The organism is Paraburkholderia translucens (assembly GCF_020881035.1).
Taxonomy (GTDB): domain Bacteria; phylum Pseudomonadota; class Gammaproteobacteria; order Burkholderiales; family Burkholderiaceae; genus Paraburkholderia; species Paraburkholderia translucens.
Genome location: NZ_JAJITC010000026.1, coordinates 13,857 through 31,579 on the forward strand (window position 1 = coordinate 13,857; position 17,723 = coordinate 31,579).

Consider the following 17,723-nt stretch of genomic DNA (forward strand, 5'->3'; position numbering starts at 1 on the left):
GCCCTCGGTTGCGCTCGCCCGGCTTCGCTCAAGCAGCCGGATTCATCTGCCACAGCGCGTAATTCAGGAGCGCCGCATACGCGACCCACACGACATACGGCACCAGCAGAATCCCCGCCAAGCGATCACGTCGCCAGAACACATACGTCAGCATCACGATCAGTACGAGCAGGATCACGATGTCGAGCAGCCCCATCTCCGGCCGATGCAGGCCAAAAAACAGCCACATCCATGCGGCGTTGAACACTAGCTGCACGACCCACAGGACGATTGCCGCGGTCAGGCCGTCGCGCTTCCATATGCGCCAGGCGGAAAACGCCATCAGGACGTAAAGCACAGCCCAGACCGGCGGGAAGACCCAGTTCGGCGGATTGAAGGCAGGCTTTTGCAGACCCGCGTACCATGCGTCCGGCAAAGACAGACTCGCGGTCCAGCCGGCCGCCAGCGTCAGGATCAGAAACACGAGCAACGACGGCAGACGGCGCATTTTCAGCCCTCCAGAGCTTGTAATTTCCTGATGTGAGCGGGCACTTACTTTCCGGGTAGAACCAAGGGACGCTCGCGGATCGGCTCATGATCGACGATCGGTTCGTGGAAATTCTCCACCACGACCATGCCAAATTAAACGATCCGCTCCGCGCCCTGCGGTGAGCCGTGAGCGGATCCCTAATGCCCGTGCGATCGGCCCAACGGCCGACTTTAACTCACGCGACGTGCAGACGAACCGCGACGTTGTTGCGCGTGGCGTTCGAGTACGGACACACCTGATGCGCTGCGTCGACCAGTTCCTTCGCTGCCTCCGGAGCCACGCCCGGCAGCGAGATGCGCAGATCGATGTCGAGCGCGAAGCCGCCCTTGTCGTTCGGACCGATGCCGACGTCGGCGGAAACCTGCGTGTCAGCCGGCAGAGCCTGCTTGCGCTGGCCGGCGACGAACTTCATGGCGCTCAGGAAACAGGCCGAATAGCCTGCAGCGAACAGCTGTTCGGGATTGGTGCCCGCTGCGCCATTGCCACCGAGCTCGCGCGGCGCGGCCAGCTTGACGTCCAATGCATTGTCCGACGATACGGCGCGGCCGTCGCGGCCACCGGTGCTGGTTGCGCTTGCTTTGTAGAGGATGTTCATGGTGCTGCTCCTAATCAGGGTTGTCGGGGTTGGCATGTTTGCCGCCGTGTGCCGCTTCAACGGTTTGACGAAGCGCAAGGAACGCGGCGTGTGGTTAAGATAGTACACAAATCATTTGCGTGCAAATGATTTGTGTAGCGCCGCGTGAGCCGGTCTGTTGCATCGAACGCACTACTGGTCCATGAAATCGTTGAGTGTCTTGCGCAGGCGCGTCAGGTCGTCGCGCAGTTGCAGCAGGAAGTCCGGCGTTTGCTGGGTCGCGCAGAGAATTTCGCCGGGCACCTCACGCGCCTGACGCTTGAGCGCCTTGCCCGCGCCGGTGAGGCGAATGTATACGAGGCGCTCATCGTCGGTGCCGCGGACACGCTCGACCAGGCCCTGCGCCTCGAGGCGCTTCAGCAGCGGTGTGACCGTCGCTGGATCGAGACTCAGGCGCGTAGCCATGTCCTTGACGGTGACGTCGTCGGTTTCCCAAAGCACGAGCATCGCCAGATATTGCGGATACGTGAGGCCGAGCTTTTCTAGCAGCGGCTTGTACGCTTTCGTCATCGCAAGCGAAGTCGAGTAGAGCGCGAAGCAGAGTTGTTCGTCGAGCGTGAAGGGCGGGGCGGGACGCTGGGTCATGATCCATCTCGGCTAAAAGAGTGTACGAATGGATTGCACGCAAACCATTGTGCCGCAAATCGATTCAGGATGACGAGCTCCGGCAAGAGGTGGTGCGAGAGAGTCCCCGAGCGAAGTCGCGCGGGCGCCAGGACGGCACCCGCGCGGCAACGACGGATCAGGCTGCCGGCGTGGTCGGCAGATCCGGCGTTTGCGGCGTCTGTACGCCGAAGCAGCCGCGATAGGTCGCGTAGAACGAGCAGTACAGCATCGTCGTGACGATCATGGTGGCGGGCATCAGGATCGCGAACGCGAAGTCGGCCGCGCCGAGTGCCTGCATCAGCGCGGAGAGCCCCAACGACACGACCGTCGCGACTGCGAACCACAGCGCCGCGAACACGATGAAAGCGCCGCGATTGCGCCAGCAACTGACGACGCTGAAGAACATCGCCTTGATAGGCGGCACGTCGTGCCAGGCGGCCAAAATGGGCGAAAACCAGAACAGCATCGCGACCGGCACATAGAATGCGAGTGCGGTGATGACCGCAAGCGGGATGTTGCTGTTGGCGATCGCGTTCTCATCCATCGACGCGCTGCCGAGCATCACCTTCAGCAGCATGCCGCCGTCGGCGAGCGCCGAGCCGGCCAGCACGAGTGCCATCGCGATGACATAGAGCACGCCGAGCACGAGCAAGCGTCGCGCGACCACCGGGCCGTACGAATGAAAGCCGTCGACGAGAATGGTCGGAAACACCGGCTTGCCCGCGATCGTATTGCGGCACGCTGCCATGAAGCCGACCGCGACGCCCGGAATGAACAGCAGCGGCAATACGCCGCCGACCACCGGAATCTGCGACACCAGCGTCATCACCAGCAAGTAGGTGAAGAACAGCGTCAGGAAGGCGAGCGGATTCTTGCGGAACAGCCAGATGCCCTGACGGAACCACACATAGCCGGTTTTCGCGGGGACTTCGATCAGTTGCATGAGGTATGGATGCCTGGATTCGCGGCGCCCTGCAGGCGCTCGCGAAGAATGCGTTCGAAATGGCCGGGGTCGTGCGGCTTCAGCAGTTCCGCCGCGCGCGGCAAATGAAAATCATACAGGCGCGAGACCCAGAAACGATACGCGCCCGCACGCAGCATGTCGCCCCAGTGATGATTTTCCTCGACGGTGAACGGCCGCACCGTCTGATACGAGCGCAACAGCGCCTCGGTGCGCGCGGCGTCGAGCTTGCCCGTTGCGAGGTCGACACACCAGTCGTTGACCGTCACCGCGACGTCGAACAGCCACTTGTCGCAGCCGGCGAAATAGAAATCGAAGAAGCCGCCGAGCCGCACTTCGTGGCCGGTGCCGGGCGCCGCGTGCGCGAACATCGCGTTGTCGCGGAACAGGTCGGCATGACAAGGGCCTTCGGGCAGCGCGGCGTAGTCGGCCGATGCAAAGAATGCTTCCTGATGCGCAAGCTCGGACGCCAGCAGATCGCGCTGCTCGCCTTCGAGATACGGCAGGATCGTCGGCACGGTTTCACGCCACCACGGCAGGCTGCGCAGGTTCGGCTGATAACGCGGATAGTCGCGACCCGCCAGGTGTAAGCGCGCCAGCATCTGTCCGACCTCGGCGCAGTGCTCGACACCCGGCGCGAGCTCGGGCGCGCCTTCGAGTTTCGTCACGATCGTCGCGGGCTTGCCGAGCAGCATGCCGAACAGCGCGCCGTCGAGACGCGGCATCGGATCCGGTACCGGCACACGGTGAGCGGCAAGATGCCGCATCAGATCCAGATAAAACGGCAGTTGCTCGGCTGTCAGCTTTTCGAAAATCGTCAGCACGTATTCGCCGCGCGTCGTCGTCAGAAAGAAGTTGCTGTTTTCGATGCCGGACGAAATGCCGCGAAACTCGACGACATCGCCGAGATCGTAGTGACTCATCCATTCTGCGAGTTGGGATTCGTTGACAGCGGTGAAGACGGCCATGCGGAAACGTCGGATCAGGTTGTTCGGGCTGGCGCGGTGCGGCCAGTGCGAGGGTAAGACAAATGAATGCGGTGGACCGGGCGGCGCGTGTGTTCATCGCGCCGCGGCCACGACCGGTTGCGATCGCGGCACGGCTGCGCCGCGGCTGCCGTTGCCGGCGCGCCGCGTTCGCAACGATCAATAGTGGAGATTCACCGACGGCAGGCGCGTACTGGGCTTGCCGCTGTCGTGGACGGTAGGCGATGTGTCGGGCGACGCGCTCATCTGGTAGCGCGTGCCGAAATTCGAGTGCACGTCGATTTCGACCGGCTTGCCCTTGTCGCGGAATTCAGTTATTTCGGTGCCGGTCGGGCTGACTTCGTGAAAGCTCGGCGTGCGCGGAACGTTGATGTCGACCTTCGAGCTGACCTCAGCGGCCGGACGATTGATCTTGTCCAGGTCGGGAAGACCGGCCCGTTCATTGGCGGACTGGGGCGCGTTGGCGGGCGGCGGTTCGTCGACAGGCTGGGCAGCCATCGCGGCGCTGCCGAAGGCAAGGGCCAGCGCAACGGCGATGGGAAGGAGCGGCTTCATGGTGATTCTCCGATTGGGTGCCCGATTCTAGCAAATCCGGCCTCGCGTACGGGCGCGAAGCCTTATTTTGCGCCGCTTTCGCGCGACATGCGTGCATTCCCGCGAGCTGTGTTGCAAGCTTCGCCGCCGACATTTGGCAGGAGCGGGTTCCGTGGTAATGTCGTCTCATCAAAAAGGGTGAACGATGATGATCAACAACGATATCAATCAGCGCACGGTGCAGACTCCCGCCAACAGCTTCCCGACCGAAGGCTTCGACGACGCGGCCGAGGCCGTTACTCGCCTCGCCGCGATCTACGAGGCAAACACGTCGTTCCTGCGCGATGCGTTCGCGCGCTATCGCCGCAACGAGCATTTCGACCATCGCGTGCGGGCCTGCTATCCGTTCGTGCGCGTGCGCACCGAGGTCAACACGCACGTCGATTCGCGCCGCTCGTACGGGTTCGTCTCGGGGCCGGGCGTGTTCGAGACGACCGTCACGCGGCCCGATCTGTTCGGCAACTACTATCGCGAGCAACTGAGGCTGCTGGCGAAGAACCATCACGTGCAGATCGAGGTCGGCGTGTCGGACCAGCCGATTCCGATTCATTTCGCGTTCGCCGAGGGTATACACCTCGAGGGCGATCTGGACCGCGAGCGCCTGTTTCTCTTGCGCGACATCTTCGACACCCCGGACCTCGCGCTGCTCGACGACCGCATCGTCAACGGCACGTACGAGCCGCTGCCGGGCGAACCGCATCCGCTTGCATTGTTTACGGCGGCGCGCGTCGATTTTTCGCTGCATCGGCTGAAGCACTACACGGCGACCTCGCCGACGCATGTGCAGAACTACGTGCTCTACACGAACTATCAGTTCTACATCGACGAATTCGTGAAACTCGGCCGCGGCATGATGGCCCGTACCGACGACGAGGAGTTGCGAGCTTATCGCAGCGAATACACGTCGTTCGTCGAGCCGGGCGACGTCGTCACATACAACGAGAATCTCGGCGAGCAGGCGCAGGAGGGCACGCCGCCGCCGCGTCTGCCGCAGATGCCGGCGTATCACCTGAAGCGTGCGGACGGCAGCGGCATCACGATGATCAACATCGGAGTCGGGCCGTCGAATGCGAAGACGATCACTGATCACATTGCGGTGCTGCGTCCGCATGCGTGGATCATGCTCGGCCACTGCGCGGGGCTGCGCAATACGCAGCGTCTCGGCGACTACGTGCTCGCGCACGGCTATGTGCGCGAAGATCATGTGCTCGATGCCGATTTGCCGCTGTGGGTGCCGATTCCGGCGCTCGCCGAAGTGCAGGTCGCGCTCGAGCGCGCGGTCGCGCAGGTCACGCAGCTCGATGGCGTGGAGCTGAAGCGCGTGATGCGCACTGGGACGGTGGCGAGCGTCGATAATCGCAACTGGGAGCTGCGCGATCATCGCGAGCCGGTGCAGCGGCTCTCGCAGAGCCGCGCGATCGCGCTCGACATGGAAAGCGCGACGATCGCCGCGAACGGCTTTCGCTTCCGTGTGCCTTACGGCACGCTGCTGTGCGTGTCGGACAAGCCGTTGCACGGCGAGTTGAAACTACCGGGCATGGCCGATCAGTTCTATCGCGCGCAGGTCGATCAGCATCTGCAGATCGGCGTGAAGGCGATGGAACTGCTGCGCATGAATGGGCTGCATCGATTGCATAGCCGCAAGCTGCGCAGCTTTGCTGAAGTGGCGTTTCAATAGCGGAGCCTTGCTGCGCGGGAATTCTGAGGCTATTCCGGAGCATCGTGAGGCCGGCGGTGTAACTCAGCCGGCGATGGCTTCTACGGCTATCGCCGCACCCCTCTACAGCACTGTTTCCGGTGCTTTCACTTCCTTCCTCGAAGTAAGAAAAGTATGATACGGCCGTTTGTATGAAGTTGAGGGCGACCTGAGAGATCAAGTACGCCCGACTAACAACAATAAACAAATAGAATGAATTTCAGAAAAGACATAAACGGGGTGCGCGCCATAGCGGTCACAGCAGTCGTTCTGTACCACTACGGCATTTGGCCATTCACCGGGGGCTTTGTTGGCGTAGATATTTTCTTTGTCCTATCGGGCTTTCTGCTGACTTCGATCGCCTATGCCGATATACAGGCGGGCAGATTCAGCATTTGGCAGTTCTTGATGAGGCGAATACGCCGCATCCTGCCAGCGCTGGTGATAATGATCGCATTCTGCGTGTTGTGGGCAGGCTATTTCTATCTGCCTGACGACTACATGCATTTTTCGCGAGTCGCGACAGCAGCGATCCTGATGCGGTCCAACCACGCGTTCGCTGACGATGTCGGGTACTTTGCGCCAGACGCTGCGCAAAATCTCTTGCTACATACGTGGTCTTTGTCGGTCGAGGTCCAGTTCTACATTGTCTTTGCCGTCCTCTGCGGAGTGGTCTGGCCGCGCTCCGGAAGTGGGCGACGTGTAGCAGGCGCAGTGTTGTTCGCTGCGATCGTTGTCGCGTCGTTTGCCTGGTGCCAATGGCGCACAGTCACTTCGCTGAACTCGGCGTTTTACCTTCTCCCGAGCCGTGCATGGGAGCTTCTTGCGGGTTCCGCGACCGCAGTCTATCTACGCAGCCCGCGTAGCGATGCCGCCAATAACCTCCTGGCGATTGCGGGACTGGCGCTGCTCAGTATCGCTATCTTCGGCCTTGACACTGCCTCGTTATACCCCGGCTGGAGGGCGATTCTCCCCGTAGCAGGAACCGTCCTGCTGATACTGTCGCAAGGCGGCTTGGTGGCGCCCCTGCTTCATGCACACAGCCTCCAATTCGTCGGGCGCATTTCATATTCCGTCTACCTGTGGCATTGGCCCCTTCTGCTTGCCTTTCGGGAAAGGGCAGATTGTGCGCCTTCATTCGAGGAAACGATCGCGCTGCTCGGCGGGAGCATCTTGCTAGGCTGGGCTTCGTATGAACTCGTTGAGCGTCCGACACGCAAGCGCCTTGGCAATGGCCAGACATTCGCCGGCTGGGTGATGTCCATTTGCGTGGGGTTCGCTCTCACAGCAATGCTGGGGGCGACCCATGGCTTCCCGCAAAGGCTTCCCGCCTATCTCCAGCCCGCGGTGCAGGCGAAGATCGTGGGAAATCCGGAGGAATCTTTGTGCATGCGCGCAAGCGATGGAACGAAGAAGATAAAGATGGATGGAGATTTCTGCCGCATTGGCGTCAAATCCGGAGAACCCACAATGATGCTGTGGGGCGACTCCTTTGCCGGCAGGCTGCAATCGACGGTCGACGATACCGCTGCAGCACTCGGTCTTTCAGGAATCGTTGCGACACACGGCGGCTGCCCGCCGTTCAAGGGCAAGGCATTCGACGGTTCGGGAGCCAACGTCTTCCCCGGATGCGAACGCTATGCCAACTTTGTCTACGACTACTTTGCACAGCATCCGACGATTCGCCTCGTGGTAATCGCAGGAGAGTGGAAGCGTTACGACGCGAATTATGAAGGGATGGTGTTGCGGGATATTGCACGCATTCTTGCGAGGCGCGGGGGGCGGCTCGTCCTGGTATCAGCCGTTCCTCATCCGCCAGAGATCGTCCCGAAAGAATGGGCTCGACGGCAGGTTTGTGTGGGCCGCGCCATTCCCGAGTGGGCAGCCCCACGCGACAGTCAGTCGAGCATCTTCGCCGGCGGCATGAAGATCACCTCAGCCGCTGCTCAAGTCGGCAATGTCACGGTAGTGGACCCGTTCTCCAGGCTCTGCTCTCGCGACTCATGTTTCTTTGTAAAAAACAATCAGGCGCTTTTTTCGGACGGGGACCATCTCAGTGATGTTGGTGTGAAGTACATAGCGCCAGACATCATCAACGCGCTCAAGAGGGCCAATGACGAGATTATCGCAAGCGAGGGTCAGTCGGGCGCGCATTCATAGTCGTTGCGACTGAACGCGCGTTGACGCCGTCCCCTTTCGTAGCCGTGCGCGACCAATGACCCGATGAGCAAAAGGGACAAAATTCCGCTTGATTCATTACCGCGCGAGCATGGCACCGACGCACACCAGGCCAGCGATAACCGCGCCATACGCGGCGTGAACGTAACGGGCCTGTCGCTTGTAGCGGGCCGTGAACGACGGTGCGAAGTCCTTCATGCGCTTGCCGAAAAGGTTGATCGGGTTGGCTGCGAGCTCGATATACCTGTCACGATTGCGTTCGTAGATGAGCCGCTGCGATTCCTCGATCTTGCCAAGCGCGGCCAGTTCAGTGGAGCGCGAGCTTTTCTTGATGCGGTAGAGGTAGAGCGGCGCGTCAATGTATTGGACCTTTGATTCCGGGCTCAGCATCCGCACGTAGAATTCCCAATCCTCGAACCCATAGACCATCTCCGACGAATAGCCGCCCGCGCTAATGAACGCCTCGCGCCGGTACATGGTCGTGTTGACGATCATGTTTTGCCAAAGCAGTTTTTCGTAGCTGTATGCCGGCAATCGCCACACCTTGCGATTTTCGCCAAAACGTTGTGTCCCAGAATGCACGAGAACCGTGTCGGGCTGTGCCTCGAAGCGCTCAACGGCTAGCCGGAGGAAATCCCGGTGAATCATGTCGTCGCCATCAAGCGGTACAAACAGTTCGCCGCGCGCGCACGAAAAGCCGAAGTTGCGGGCTGCGGCAACGCCGCCGTTTTGCTTCGTGAGGGCGAGGAATCGAGGATCTTTCTCGGTGTAGCGACGGATGATCGAATCGGAGCCGTCGCTAGAGCCGTCATTCACGATGATGCATTCCCAATCGCTATAGGACTGGCTCAGCACGGATTCGAGAGCGTCAGCAATGAATTCTTCCTGGTTGTAGCAGGGGACAACTATGGAAACTTTCGGCATGGTCCAGCGGCGTTCGGTGGTGGAATCGTTAAAGAGAACGATGGCGTGCCATTGTAAAGGGTGCTGCCGTCACGACGACGGAATGAAGCGCGACGCGCCGCACGCGCCGAGAGACGCTTAATGACAGATGGACGATCTTCCCAGACGACGGCAGCTGCCGGGCTTCCGGCCGCAATCGGCAAGGCCGAGCAGGTCCGTGCCGAACGGCAAGCGTTCCAAACGTTTTTCATTCGCCAATGCGGTTGACCGTGAGCGCACCGCAAACTGGGCTGTAAAACGAAAGCGGGCGGCCCGAAGGCTGCCCGCGACGTGCGCGAATCCAGGCGCGCAACGTCAGGCCATCACAGGTAGAACATGCGGTCTTCGTCCGACTTGACCGGATGTGCTTCAGCTTCTTCGCGGTCTTCGTAGAACTTGAGCACCGCTTCGAGCACCTGGTCCGGATTGTCGATTACCTGCATCAGATCGATGTCGGTCGGATTGATCAGACCCATCGGGATCAGCGCGCTCTTGAACCATGCGAGCAGACCCTCCCAGAACTCGGCGCCCACCAGGATGATCGGTACGTGACGCGACTTCTTGGTTTGGATCAGTGTGAGGACTTCGGCGAGTTCGTCGAGTGTGCCGAAGCCACCGGGCATCACGATCACCGCGTCCGAATTCTTCACGAACGTAACCTTGCGCGTGAAGAAATGACGGAAGCGCAGCGAGATGTCCTGCCACTGGTTGCCCGATTGCTCGTGCGGCAACTCGATGTTCAGACCGACCGACGGTGCCTTGCCCGCATGTGCGCCCTTGTTGGCCGCTTCCATGATGCCGGGGCCGCCGCCGGAGATCACCGCGAAGCCCGCATCCGACAATTTTCGTGCGATCTGCGTGGCCAGTTTGTAGTACGGCGAGTTCGGCTTCAGGCGCGCCGAACCGTAGATGCTGACCGCCGGGCGGATCTCCGACAGGTACTCGGTCGCCTCGATAAACTCTGCCATAATCGTGAACATCTGCCACGATGCGCGCGCTTTTTTGGCCGTCGCGCGCTCTTGATCTGCGAGTGATCGCAGACTCGGAATCACTTTTCTCTTAGTCATAATGCCTGAAGAACGAAGCCTTGAAGGTAAGACCCTGCTGTTGGTCGACGGTTCGAGTTATCTGTACCGGGCCTACCATGCGATGCCTGATCTGCGCGGTCCGGAGGGTGGCCCGACGGGTGCACTCTACGGGATGATCAACATGCTGCGGCGCATGCGCAAGGAAGTCACAGCAGAGTATAGCGCGTGCGTGTTCGACGCCAAGGGTAAAACGTTTCGCGACGACTGGTATCCGGAATACAAGGCGAACCGTCCGTCAATGCCGGAAGATCTTGCCCGTCAGATCGAGCCGATTCACGTCGCCGTGCGCGCCCTCGGCTGGCCGCTGCTGATGATCGACCGCGTGGAAGCGGACGATGTCATCGGCACGCTGTGCACCGAAGCGGAAAAGCTCGGCATGAACGTGGTCGTGTCGACCGGCGACAAGGACCTCGCTCAACTCGTCTCGGACCGCGTGACGCTCGTCAATACGATGACCAACGAAACGCTCGACCGCGACGGCGTGGTCGCGAAGTTCGGCGTGCCGCCGGAGCGCATCATCGACTATCTGTCGCTGATCGGCGATACCGTCGACAACGTGCCCGGCGTCGAGAAATGCGGCCCGAAAACCGCCGTCAAATGGCTGACGCAATACGATTCGCTTGATGGCATCGTCGCACATGCGGACGAAATCAAAGGTGCGGTAGGAGACAATCTGCGCCGCGCGCTGGACTTTTTGCCGATGGCGCGCAAGCTCGTGACCGTCGAGCGTCAGTGCGATCTGACCGGTCACATCGTCTCGATCGAGGAAAGTCTGCCGAGCCGTCCCGAGTCGCGAGAAGAGTTGCGCGAGCTCTTCACGCGTCATGGTTTCAAGACATGGCTGCGCGAGGTCGAAATCGCCGATGCGGTAGAAGGCCCGGAAACTGACGTGCCGCCCGCACTCACTGTCGACCACGAACGCCACTACGAGACCGTGCAGACATGGGAGCAATTCGACGCGTGGCTCGAGCGGATCAACGCGGCCGAATTGACTTCCTTCGACACCGAGACCACGTCGCTCGATCCGATGGTCGCGCAGATCGTCGGCTTGTCTCTCTCGGTCGAAGCGGGCCATGCCGCGTATGTGCCGCTCGCGCATCGCGGCCCCGACGCGCCGGTGCAACTGCCTGGCGACGAAGTGCTCACGAAGCTCAAGCCTTGGCTCGAAAGCGCGGACCACAAGAAGGTCGGTCAGCATCTGAAATACGACGAACAGGTGCTCGCGAACTACGGCATCGAAATGCGAGGGGTCGAACATGACACGCTGCTGGAATCGTATGTGCTCGAATCGCATCGCACGCACGACATGGACAGCCTCGCGCTGCGCCACCTCGGCGTGAAGACGATCAAGTATGAAGACGTTGCGGGCAAGGGCGCGCAACAGATCGGCTTCGACGAAGTCGCGCTCGACAAAGCCGCTGAATACGCGGCCGAAGATGCCGATATCACGTTGCGTTTGCATCAGGCCTTGTATCCGCAAATCGCCGCGGAGAAGACTCTGGACCACGTGTATCGCGAGATCGAAGTGCCGACCTCGCGCGTGCTGCGCAAAATGGAGCGCACCGGCGTGCTGATCGACGCGCAGAAGCTGCGTCAGCAGAGCAGTGAGATCGCCACGCGTCTGATCGAACTCGAAGGCAAGGCGTACGAACTGGCCGGCGGCGAATTCAACCTCGGTTCGCCGAAGCAGATCGGTCAGATCTTCTTCGAGAAGCTCGAGCTGCCGGTCATCAAGAAGACTCCGAGCGGCGCGCCGTCCACTGACGAGGAAGTGCTGCAGAAGCTCGCCGAAGACTATCCGTTGCCGAAGATTCTGCTCGAGCATCGCGGCCTGTCGAAGCTGAAGTCCACCTATACCGACAAGCTGCCGCGCATGGTCAATCCGCAGACCGGCCGCGTTCATACCAACTACGCACAGGCCGTCGCGGTGACGGGGCGGCTCGCGTCGAACGATCCGAACCTGCAGAACATTCCGGTGCGTACCGGCGAGGGCCGCCGCATTCGCGAGGCGTTCATCGCGCCGCCGGGGCACAAGCTCGTGTCCGCCGATTATTCGCAGATCGAGTTGCGCATCATGGCGCACATCTCCGGCGACGAATCGCTGATGCGCGCGTTCTCGCAGGGCGAGGACATTCACCGCGCGACCGCGTCGGAAATCTTCAACGTGACGCCGCTCGAAGTGTCGAGCGATCAGCGGCGCGTCGCCAAGGTCATCAACTTCGGGCTCATCTACGGCATGAGCGCGTTCGGTCTCGCGTCGAACCTCGGTATCACGCGCGATGCGGCGAAGATGTATATCGACCGCTACTTCGCGCGTTATCCGGGTGTTGCGCGCTATATGGACGAGACGCGTTCGAGCGCGAAGGCGAAAGGCTACGTCGAGACGGTGTTCGGCCGCCGTCTGTGGCTGCCCGAGATCAACGGCGGCAACGGACCGCGCCGTCAGGCCGCCGAGCGTGCAGCGATCAACGCGCCGATGCAGGGCACCGCGGCCGACCTGATCAAGATGTCGATGATCGCCGTGCAGAACTGGATCGAAGACTCGAAGGTCGGCACGCGCATGATCATGCAGGTGCACGACGAACTGATTCTCGAAGTACCCGACGCAGAGTTGTCCGAAGTCCGCAAGCGCCTGCCCGAACTGATGTGCGGCGTCGCCGCGCTGAAGGTGCCGCTCGTCGCCGAGGTCGGTGCGGGCCTGAACTGGGAGGAGGCGCATTGACACGCCTGTGACATGAGCACGTTCGGCGCATGACCACGTCGTGCGCATGTCACACATGAGTTTTGGCGACTTGTGACTTTCCGTGCGGGTCGAGGACAATCAGCTCAGGACGGCGCATTCATGCGCGGCGTCGCGACAGATAATTCATCGGCAACACGGAGAAGTGCTATGCATCGATTTATCGTCGTTGGCGGAGGTGCGGGAGGACTGGAACTGGCGACTCGCCTTGGCGATCGCTACGGCGCCGGCAAGAAGGGGCGCAGTGCGCAGGCCCAGATCACGCTGGTCGACCGCTACCCGACGCACATCTGGAAGCCGCTGCTGCATGAGGTGGCGGCGGGCAGCATGGACCCGTTCACTCAGGAGCTCGCATACGCGGCGCAGGCGCGCTGGCACGGCTTCGAATTCCAGCAGGGCGAGCTGACCGGGCTCGATCGGGCGAACCGGCGCATCCGGCTCGGCATCGTGCTCGACGACGACGGCGGCGAACTGCTCCCCGAACGCGAGCTCGAGTACGACACGCTGGTCATTGCGATTGGCAGTACCACGGCCTTCTTCGGCGTCAAGGGAGCGGCCGAATTCTCCATTGCACTCGATACCGTCGGTCAGGCCGAACGTTTCCGCAAGCGCCTGATCGCGGCGTGCATACGCGCCGAGCATCAAGTGCACGAGCCAGTCGAGTCGAGACCGGGACCCGGGACGTGGTCATCCAGCGAGCCACGCATTCAGGTGGCCATCGTCGGCGGCGGCGCGACTGGGGTCGAGTTGTCGGCGGAATTGCGCAATACCGCGCAGGTGTTGTCGGCGTATGGCTTGCACAAGCTCGATCCGCGGCACGACGTCGGCATCGTGTTGATAGAGGCGGGCCCGCGCATTCTGCCCGCGTTGCAGGAGCGCGTTTCCACGGCCACCGCTGAACTGCTGACCAAGCTCGGCGTTAAGCTGATGATCGGCGAAACCGTGGCCGAGGTCGCGCCCGGCTATATCCGCACCGCGAGCGGTCATACGGTGCGCGCTGATTTGACCGTGTGGGCCGCGGGCATCAAGGCGCCGGCGGTGCTGGCTCAGCTCGACGGACTGCCGGTCAACCGGCTTGGTCAACTGGTCGTGCGCCGCACGCTGCAAACGGAAATCGACGAGAACATCTTCGCGCTCGGCGACTGTGCCGCCTGCGAGTGGCCTGGCAACGAGCGCAACGTGCCGCCGCGCGCACAGGCGGCACACCAGCAGGCGACTTTTCTGTTGAAGGCTCTGGCGGCGCGCCTCGATAACAGGCCGCTGCCGGAATTCACCTATCGCGACTTCGGCTCGCTTGTCTCTCTCGGACACTTCAGCGCGGTCGGCAATCTGATGGGAGGGGTGATCGGCGGCAACATGCTGATTGAAGGGCTCTTTGCACGCTTCATGTACATGTCGCTCTACCGGCTCCATATCGCGGCGCTCCACGGCTACCCGCGCATGGTGCTCGATACCTTCGCGCATTGGTTGCACCGTACCACGCTGCCGCGCGTCAAGCTCCACTGACGCGCGCCCGCGCGAATCTCGGTTGAATGCGCAACGGGATTCGCGTATGGCGTATCCTGTTGCGTCTAACAATTCTTCGAGGAGCGCCGCATGCTGAAACCTGAAGTCGACAGCCTGGTCCCGCACGTTCCCTTCAATCGGCGCACCTTCATCAAGGCCGCGCTGGGCACCGGCTTCGCGGCGGCGGTTCTGCCCGTCTCGGCGCAAACCATTCATACAGACAGCGATGGCCTCGAAGCAGGGGAAGTGGCGTTTCATTCGGGCGGCACGCTGATACCCGCCTATCGCGCGCAGCCGAAGGGCAAGACGCAATTGCCGGTGATCCTCGTCGTGCATGAAATCTTTGGCGTGCATGAGCATATCGCCGACGTCTGCCGGCGCTTCGCAAAGCAAGGCTATCTGGCGATCGCGCCGAACCTGTACGAGCGCGAGGGCGATCCAACCGTCTACACCAGCATGCAGCAACTGAACGAGCAACTGGTCAGCAAGGTACCCGACGAGCAGGTGCTGGCGGACCTCGACGCGGCCGCCGCCTGGGCCGGCGAAAACGGCGGCGACCTGAGCCGGCTCGGCGTGAACGGTTTCTGCTGGGGCGGGCGCATTGCATGGCTGTATGCCGAGCACAATCCGCGGGTGAAAGCGGGTGTCGCCTGGTATGGTCGCGTAACCGGCGAGAAGAATGCAAAGACGCCGGCCAATCCGATCGATCTCGTCGCTGACCTTCATGCGCCGGTGCTCGGCCTGTATGGGCGCCAGGATCAAAGCATTCCGCAGGCCACCCTGGAGCAGATGAAGCAGGCGATCGCGCAAGGGCCGCAAGCAGGACGCGGGTCGCAGTTCGTCGTGTATGACGACGCCGGTCACGCGTTTTTCGCCGATTACCGTCCGAGCTACAGGAAAGCCGATGCCGAGGATGGCTGGCGTCGCACGCTCGTGTGGTTCAAGCAACATGGCGTGGCTTGAAGCGAGCCCAATGGTAAATCCGATATAAAAAAGGCCGTTGCCGCTTTGAGGCGGCCACGGCCTTTTTGTCTGGTTAGCACCTGGCGCGGCTTGCGCTCAAGGGTTTGGCCCCGTTGCCACTGGCCGTTTCGGATCAGAACTCCATTCGCTCCACGACCCTGGGTACAACGCTGAGCCGTGCAGGCCGGCGACCTCCATCGCGAGCGAATTCACGCATGCGGTCACGCCCGAGCCGCATTGCAGCACCACATGTTCCGGCGGCGTGTCGCCGAGCAGTGCGAGAAATTCCTCGCGCAGTGTGTGCGCGGGTTTGAAGCGGCCGTCGGCGGTCAGGTTGTCCTTGAAGAAGCGGTTCAGCGCACCTGGGATATGGCCGCCGACGCGATCGAGCGTCTCGTTTTCGCCGCGATAGCGATCGGCCGCGCGTGCGTCGACGACAATCCGCTCCTTCGAGTCGAGGTTGCGCTCCACCGCCTGGACATCGACGGTCACCGCGAGCGGCGCGGCTGCCGCGAAGTCGCCGGTGTTCTGCGCCGGCACCTCCTGCGTTAGCGGTTGGCCGGCCGCTTCCCACGCTTGCAAGCCGCCGTCGAGCAGCGCGACCGCGTCGTGTCCGAGCCAGCGCAACAGCCACCAGACGCGCGCCGCGTACATGCCGCCCTGCGCGTCGTACGCGACGACCTGTTGGCCTTGCTTCAGCCCACGCGAGGCCAGCGTTTCGACGAGCCGCGCCCGATCGGGAAGCGGATGCCGGCCGTTAGAGCCGTTCTTCGGCCCGGACAGATCGCGGTCGAGATGCAGATAATGTGCGCCCGGTATATGGCCGGCCAGCCAGGCTTTCTCACCCGCTTCGGTATCGGCGAGGTCGAACCGGCAGTCGATCACGAACACGCTGGCCGGCGCGGCCGTGAGCCGTTCCGCGAGATTGGTTGCGGAGATCAGGGTGGTGTAATGAGTGTGGGGCATGAACGTCTCCTCGATACGGGCGATGGCGGCTGCGGGCCGCGCCATTCACGGGGCTGGCGCATGGCCGGTCTATGTCGGTAGTCTAAACAAAAAAAGACGGGTCGAAGCCCGTCTTTCCTTGAGTCGATCGAGACGCCGGGTGGCGAGGATCAGATCGTGCCGAGTTCGCGCCGCAGAAACTCGTGGAAGTGCTGCATGCCGTCTTCCATCGGGCTCTGGTACGGACCGACCTGCGACTCGCCGCGCTCCATGAGCGCGAGGCGGCCGGCGTCCATGCGCTCGGCGATCTCGTCGTCTTCGCGGGCCGTCTCCATGTAGGCGGCACGTTCGGCTTCGACAAAATCGCGTTCGAACAGCGCGATTTCCTCGGGGTAATAGAACTCCACCACGTTGGTGGTCTTCTGCGGACCGCGCGGAATCAGCCACGACACGACCAGCACGTGCGGGTACCACTCGATCATGATGCCCGGGTAGTACACCATCCAGATCGCGCCGAACTCGGGCGGATTGCCGTCGCGGAATCGCAGCACTTCGTCGTGCCACTTGCGGTACGTCGGGCTGCCCGGTTGCTCGAGCGCCTTGTGCACGCCGACCGTTTGAACGCTGTACCAGTCGCCGAACTCCCACGTCAGATCGTCGCAATTGACGAAGCTGCCTAGCCCCGGATGGAACGGCGCGACGTGATAGTCCTCCAGATAGACCTCGATGAAGGTCTTCCAGTTGTAGTTGCACTCGTGGACTTCGACGTGATCGAACATAAAGCCCGAGAAGTCGAAATGGCGCTTGGTGCCAAGGCGAGCGAGATCTTTCGCGACGTCGCGTCCCTGCGCCTCGAATAGCAGCCCTTGCCAGTTCTGCAGCGGCGTGGCGCCGAGATTCAGGCACGGGTTGTCCGCGAAATGGGGCGCGCCGAGCAGCTCGCCCTTCAGGTCGTACGTCCAGCGATGCAGCGGACAGACGATGTTCTGCGTCTGGCCGCGGCCGTTGAGCATGATGGCTTGCCGGTGGCGGCACACGTTCGAGAGCAGCTGGACTTGCGACTGCTGGTTACGGACGAGCACCCGCCCCTCGCGTTCGCTGGGCAAGGCAAAATAATCCCCCGCCTCGGGCACCATGAGATCGTGGCCGATGTAGCGAGGACCTTTCTTGAAAAGGGTGTCGATTTCGCGCGTAAGAAGCGCTTCGTCAAAGTAAGCCGTGACTGGCAGCTGGCTGTGGACAGACCGCAACTGCAATGCATTGCTCAGATTGGACATTCCCACTCCCGATGAAGACGTGAAAGCAGTGAACAACCCAACCATCGAAGATTCGATTTAGGGAGCCCGCAATTATAC

General features: G+C 61.8%; 15 protein-coding genes. 5 read left to right on the forward strand and 10 right to left on the reverse strand.

All coding sequences use genetic code 11. From position 1 onward, the window contains the following. Positions 1–28: 28 nt before the first annotated feature. From LJ655_RS28615 to LJ655_RS28640, 6 genes are all read right to left on the reverse strand, one after another. Complete coding sequence (locus tag LJ655_RS28615; protein WP_230564523.1) at positions 29–487, reverse strand: TspO/MBR family protein; 459 nt, start codon at positions 485–487, stop codon at positions 29–31. A 217-nt stretch (positions 488–704) separates the two neighbouring features. Beyond that, on the reverse strand, positions 705–1,124 hold the full coding sequence (locus LJ655_RS28620) for an organic hydroperoxide resistance protein (protein ID WP_230564524.1): 420 nt from the start codon (positions 1,122–1,124) through the stop codon (positions 705–707). A 171-nt stretch (positions 1,125–1,295) separates the two neighbouring features. Further along, positions 1,296–1,748 carry a MarR family winged helix-turn-helix transcriptional regulator gene (locus tag LJ655_RS28625; RefSeq protein WP_230564525.1) on the reverse strand — a complete coding sequence of 151 codons (453 nt, stop codon included), beginning with the start codon at positions 1,746–1,748 and terminating at the stop codon, positions 1,296–1,298. A gap of 157 nt (positions 1,749–1,905) precedes the next feature. Further along, the gene (locus LJ655_RS28630; protein WP_230564526.1) at positions 1,906–2,712 is read right to left on the reverse strand and encodes a BPSS1780 family membrane protein; all 807 of its coding nucleotides are present in this window, start codon (positions 2,710–2,712) and stop codon (positions 1,906–1,908) included. Beyond that, the gene (locus LJ655_RS28635; protein ID WP_230564527.1) at positions 2,703–3,698 is read right to left on the reverse strand and encodes a homoserine kinase; all 996 of its coding nucleotides are present in this window, start codon (positions 3,696–3,698) and stop codon (positions 2,703–2,705) included. The genes LJ655_RS28630 and LJ655_RS28635 overlap by 10 nt, the downstream gene beginning before the upstream one ends. A gap of 177 nt (positions 3,699–3,875) precedes the next feature. Continuing rightward, entirely contained in the window at positions 3,876–4,271 is a 396-nt protein-coding gene (locus LJ655_RS28640) for a hypothetical protein (RefSeq protein ID WP_230564528.1), read from the reverse strand. 190 nt (positions 4,272–4,461) lie between these two features. On the opposite strand from LJ655_RS28640, the gene LJ655_RS28645 reads away from it, so the two are divergent. Then, complete coding sequence (locus tag LJ655_RS28645; protein WP_425605847.1) at positions 4,462–5,988, forward strand: AMP nucleosidase; 1,527 nt, start codon at positions 4,462–4,464, stop codon at positions 5,986–5,988. A 231-nt stretch (positions 5,989–6,219) separates the two neighbouring features. Continuing rightward, the gene (locus LJ655_RS28650) at positions 6,220–8,166 is read left to right on the forward strand and encodes an acyltransferase family protein (RefSeq protein ID WP_230564529.1); all 1,947 of its coding nucleotides are present in this window, start codon (positions 6,220–6,222) and stop codon (positions 8,164–8,166) included. A gap of 96 nt (positions 8,167–8,262) precedes the next feature. Here the strand turns inward: LJ655_RS28650 and LJ655_RS28655 are convergent, their stop codons facing one another. After that, positions 8,263–9,108 (reverse strand): glycosyltransferase family 2 protein, encoded by an 846-nt coding sequence (locus tag LJ655_RS28655; protein ID WP_230564530.1) that lies wholly within the window; start codon positions 9,106–9,108, stop codon positions 8,263–8,265. Between the two features lie 341 nt (positions 9,109–9,449). Next, a complete protein-coding gene (locus tag LJ655_RS28660) occupies positions 9,450–10,193 on the reverse strand; it encodes an LOG family protein (RefSeq protein ID WP_230564531.1) in 744 nt (247 codons plus the stop codon). 1 nt (position 10,194) lies between these two features. Here LJ655_RS28660 and polA point away from each other — a divergent pair, with 1 nt between their 5' ends. The 3 genes from polA (at position 10,195) to LJ655_RS28675 (ending at position 15,423) form a co-directional block, all read left to right on the forward strand. Further along, a complete protein-coding gene (polA, locus tag LJ655_RS28665; protein WP_230564532.1) occupies positions 10,195–12,936 on the forward strand; it encodes a DNA polymerase I in 2,742 nt (913 codons plus the stop codon). A gap of 168 nt (positions 12,937–13,104) precedes the next feature. Beyond that, entirely contained in the window at positions 13,105–14,460 is a 1,356-nt protein-coding gene (locus tag LJ655_RS28670) for an NAD(P)/FAD-dependent oxidoreductase (protein ID WP_230564533.1), read from the forward strand. A gap of 90 nt (positions 14,461–14,550) precedes the next feature. Then, positions 14,551–15,423 (forward strand): dienelactone hydrolase family protein, encoded by an 873-nt coding sequence (locus LJ655_RS28675; protein WP_230564534.1) that lies wholly within the window; start codon positions 14,551–14,553, stop codon positions 15,421–15,423. 96 nt (positions 15,424–15,519) lie between these two features. Here LJ655_RS28675 and LJ655_RS28680 read toward each other — a convergent pair whose 3' ends face one another. Next, a complete protein-coding gene (locus LJ655_RS28680; protein WP_230564535.1) occupies positions 15,520–16,389 on the reverse strand; it encodes a sulfurtransferase in 870 nt (289 codons plus the stop codon). 149 nt (positions 16,390–16,538) lie between these two features. Continuing rightward, the gene (locus LJ655_RS28685; RefSeq protein WP_230564536.1) at positions 16,539–17,645 is read right to left on the reverse strand and encodes an aromatic ring-hydroxylating oxygenase subunit alpha; all 1,107 of its coding nucleotides are present in this window, start codon (positions 17,643–17,645) and stop codon (positions 16,539–16,541) included. Between the last annotated feature and the right edge of the window lie 78 nt (positions 17,646–17,723).

Coding starts and splice junctions, on each gene's coding strand:
- LJ655_RS28615 (WP_230564523.1), bottom strand. CDS start 487: ATGCGCCGTCTGCCGTCGTTGCTCGTGTTTCTGATCCTGACGCTGGCG.
- polA (WP_230564532.1), top strand. CDS start 10,195: ATGCCTGAAGAACGAAGCCTTGAAGGTAAGACCCTGCTGTTGGTCGAC.
- LJ655_RS28650 (WP_230564529.1), top strand. CDS start 6,220: ATGAATTTCAGAAAAGACATAAACGGGGTGCGCGCCATAGCGGTCACA.
- LJ655_RS28685 (WP_230564536.1), bottom strand. CDS start 17,645: ATGTCCAATCTGAGCAATGCATTGCAGTTGCGGTCTGTCCACAGCCAG.
- LJ655_RS28655 (WP_230564530.1), bottom strand. CDS start 9,108: ATGCCGAAAGTTTCCATAGTTGTCCCCTGCTACAACCAGGAAGAATTC.
- LJ655_RS28625 (WP_230564525.1), bottom strand. CDS start 1,748: ATGACCCAGCGTCCCGCCCCGCCCTTCACGCTCGACGAACAACTCTGC.
- LJ655_RS28670 (WP_230564533.1), top strand. CDS start 13,105: ATGCATCGATTTATCGTCGTTGGCGGAGGTGCGGGAGGACTGGAACTG.
- LJ655_RS28660 (WP_230564531.1), bottom strand. CDS start 10,193: ATGACTAAGAGAAAAGTGATTCCGAGTCTGCGATCACTCGCAGATCAA.
- LJ655_RS28640 (WP_230564528.1), bottom strand. CDS start 4,271: ATGAAGCCGCTCCTTCCCATCGCCGTTGCGCTGGCCCTTGCCTTCGGC.
- LJ655_RS28630 (WP_230564526.1), bottom strand. CDS start 2,712: ATGCAACTGATCGAAGTCCCCGCGAAAACCGGCTATGTGTGGTTCCGT.
- LJ655_RS28680 (WP_230564535.1), bottom strand. CDS start 16,389: ATGCCCCACACTCATTACACCACCCTGATCTCCGCAACCAATCTCGCG.
- LJ655_RS28635 (WP_230564527.1), bottom strand. CDS start 3,698: ATGGCCGTCTTCACCGCTGTCAACGAATCCCAACTCGCAGAATGGATG.
- LJ655_RS28620 (WP_230564524.1), bottom strand. CDS start 1,124: ATGAACATCCTCTACAAAGCAAGCGCAACCAGCACCGGTGGCCGCGAC.
- LJ655_RS28675 (WP_230564534.1), top strand. CDS start 14,551: ATGCTGAAACCTGAAGTCGACAGCCTGGTCCCGCACGTTCCCTTCAAT.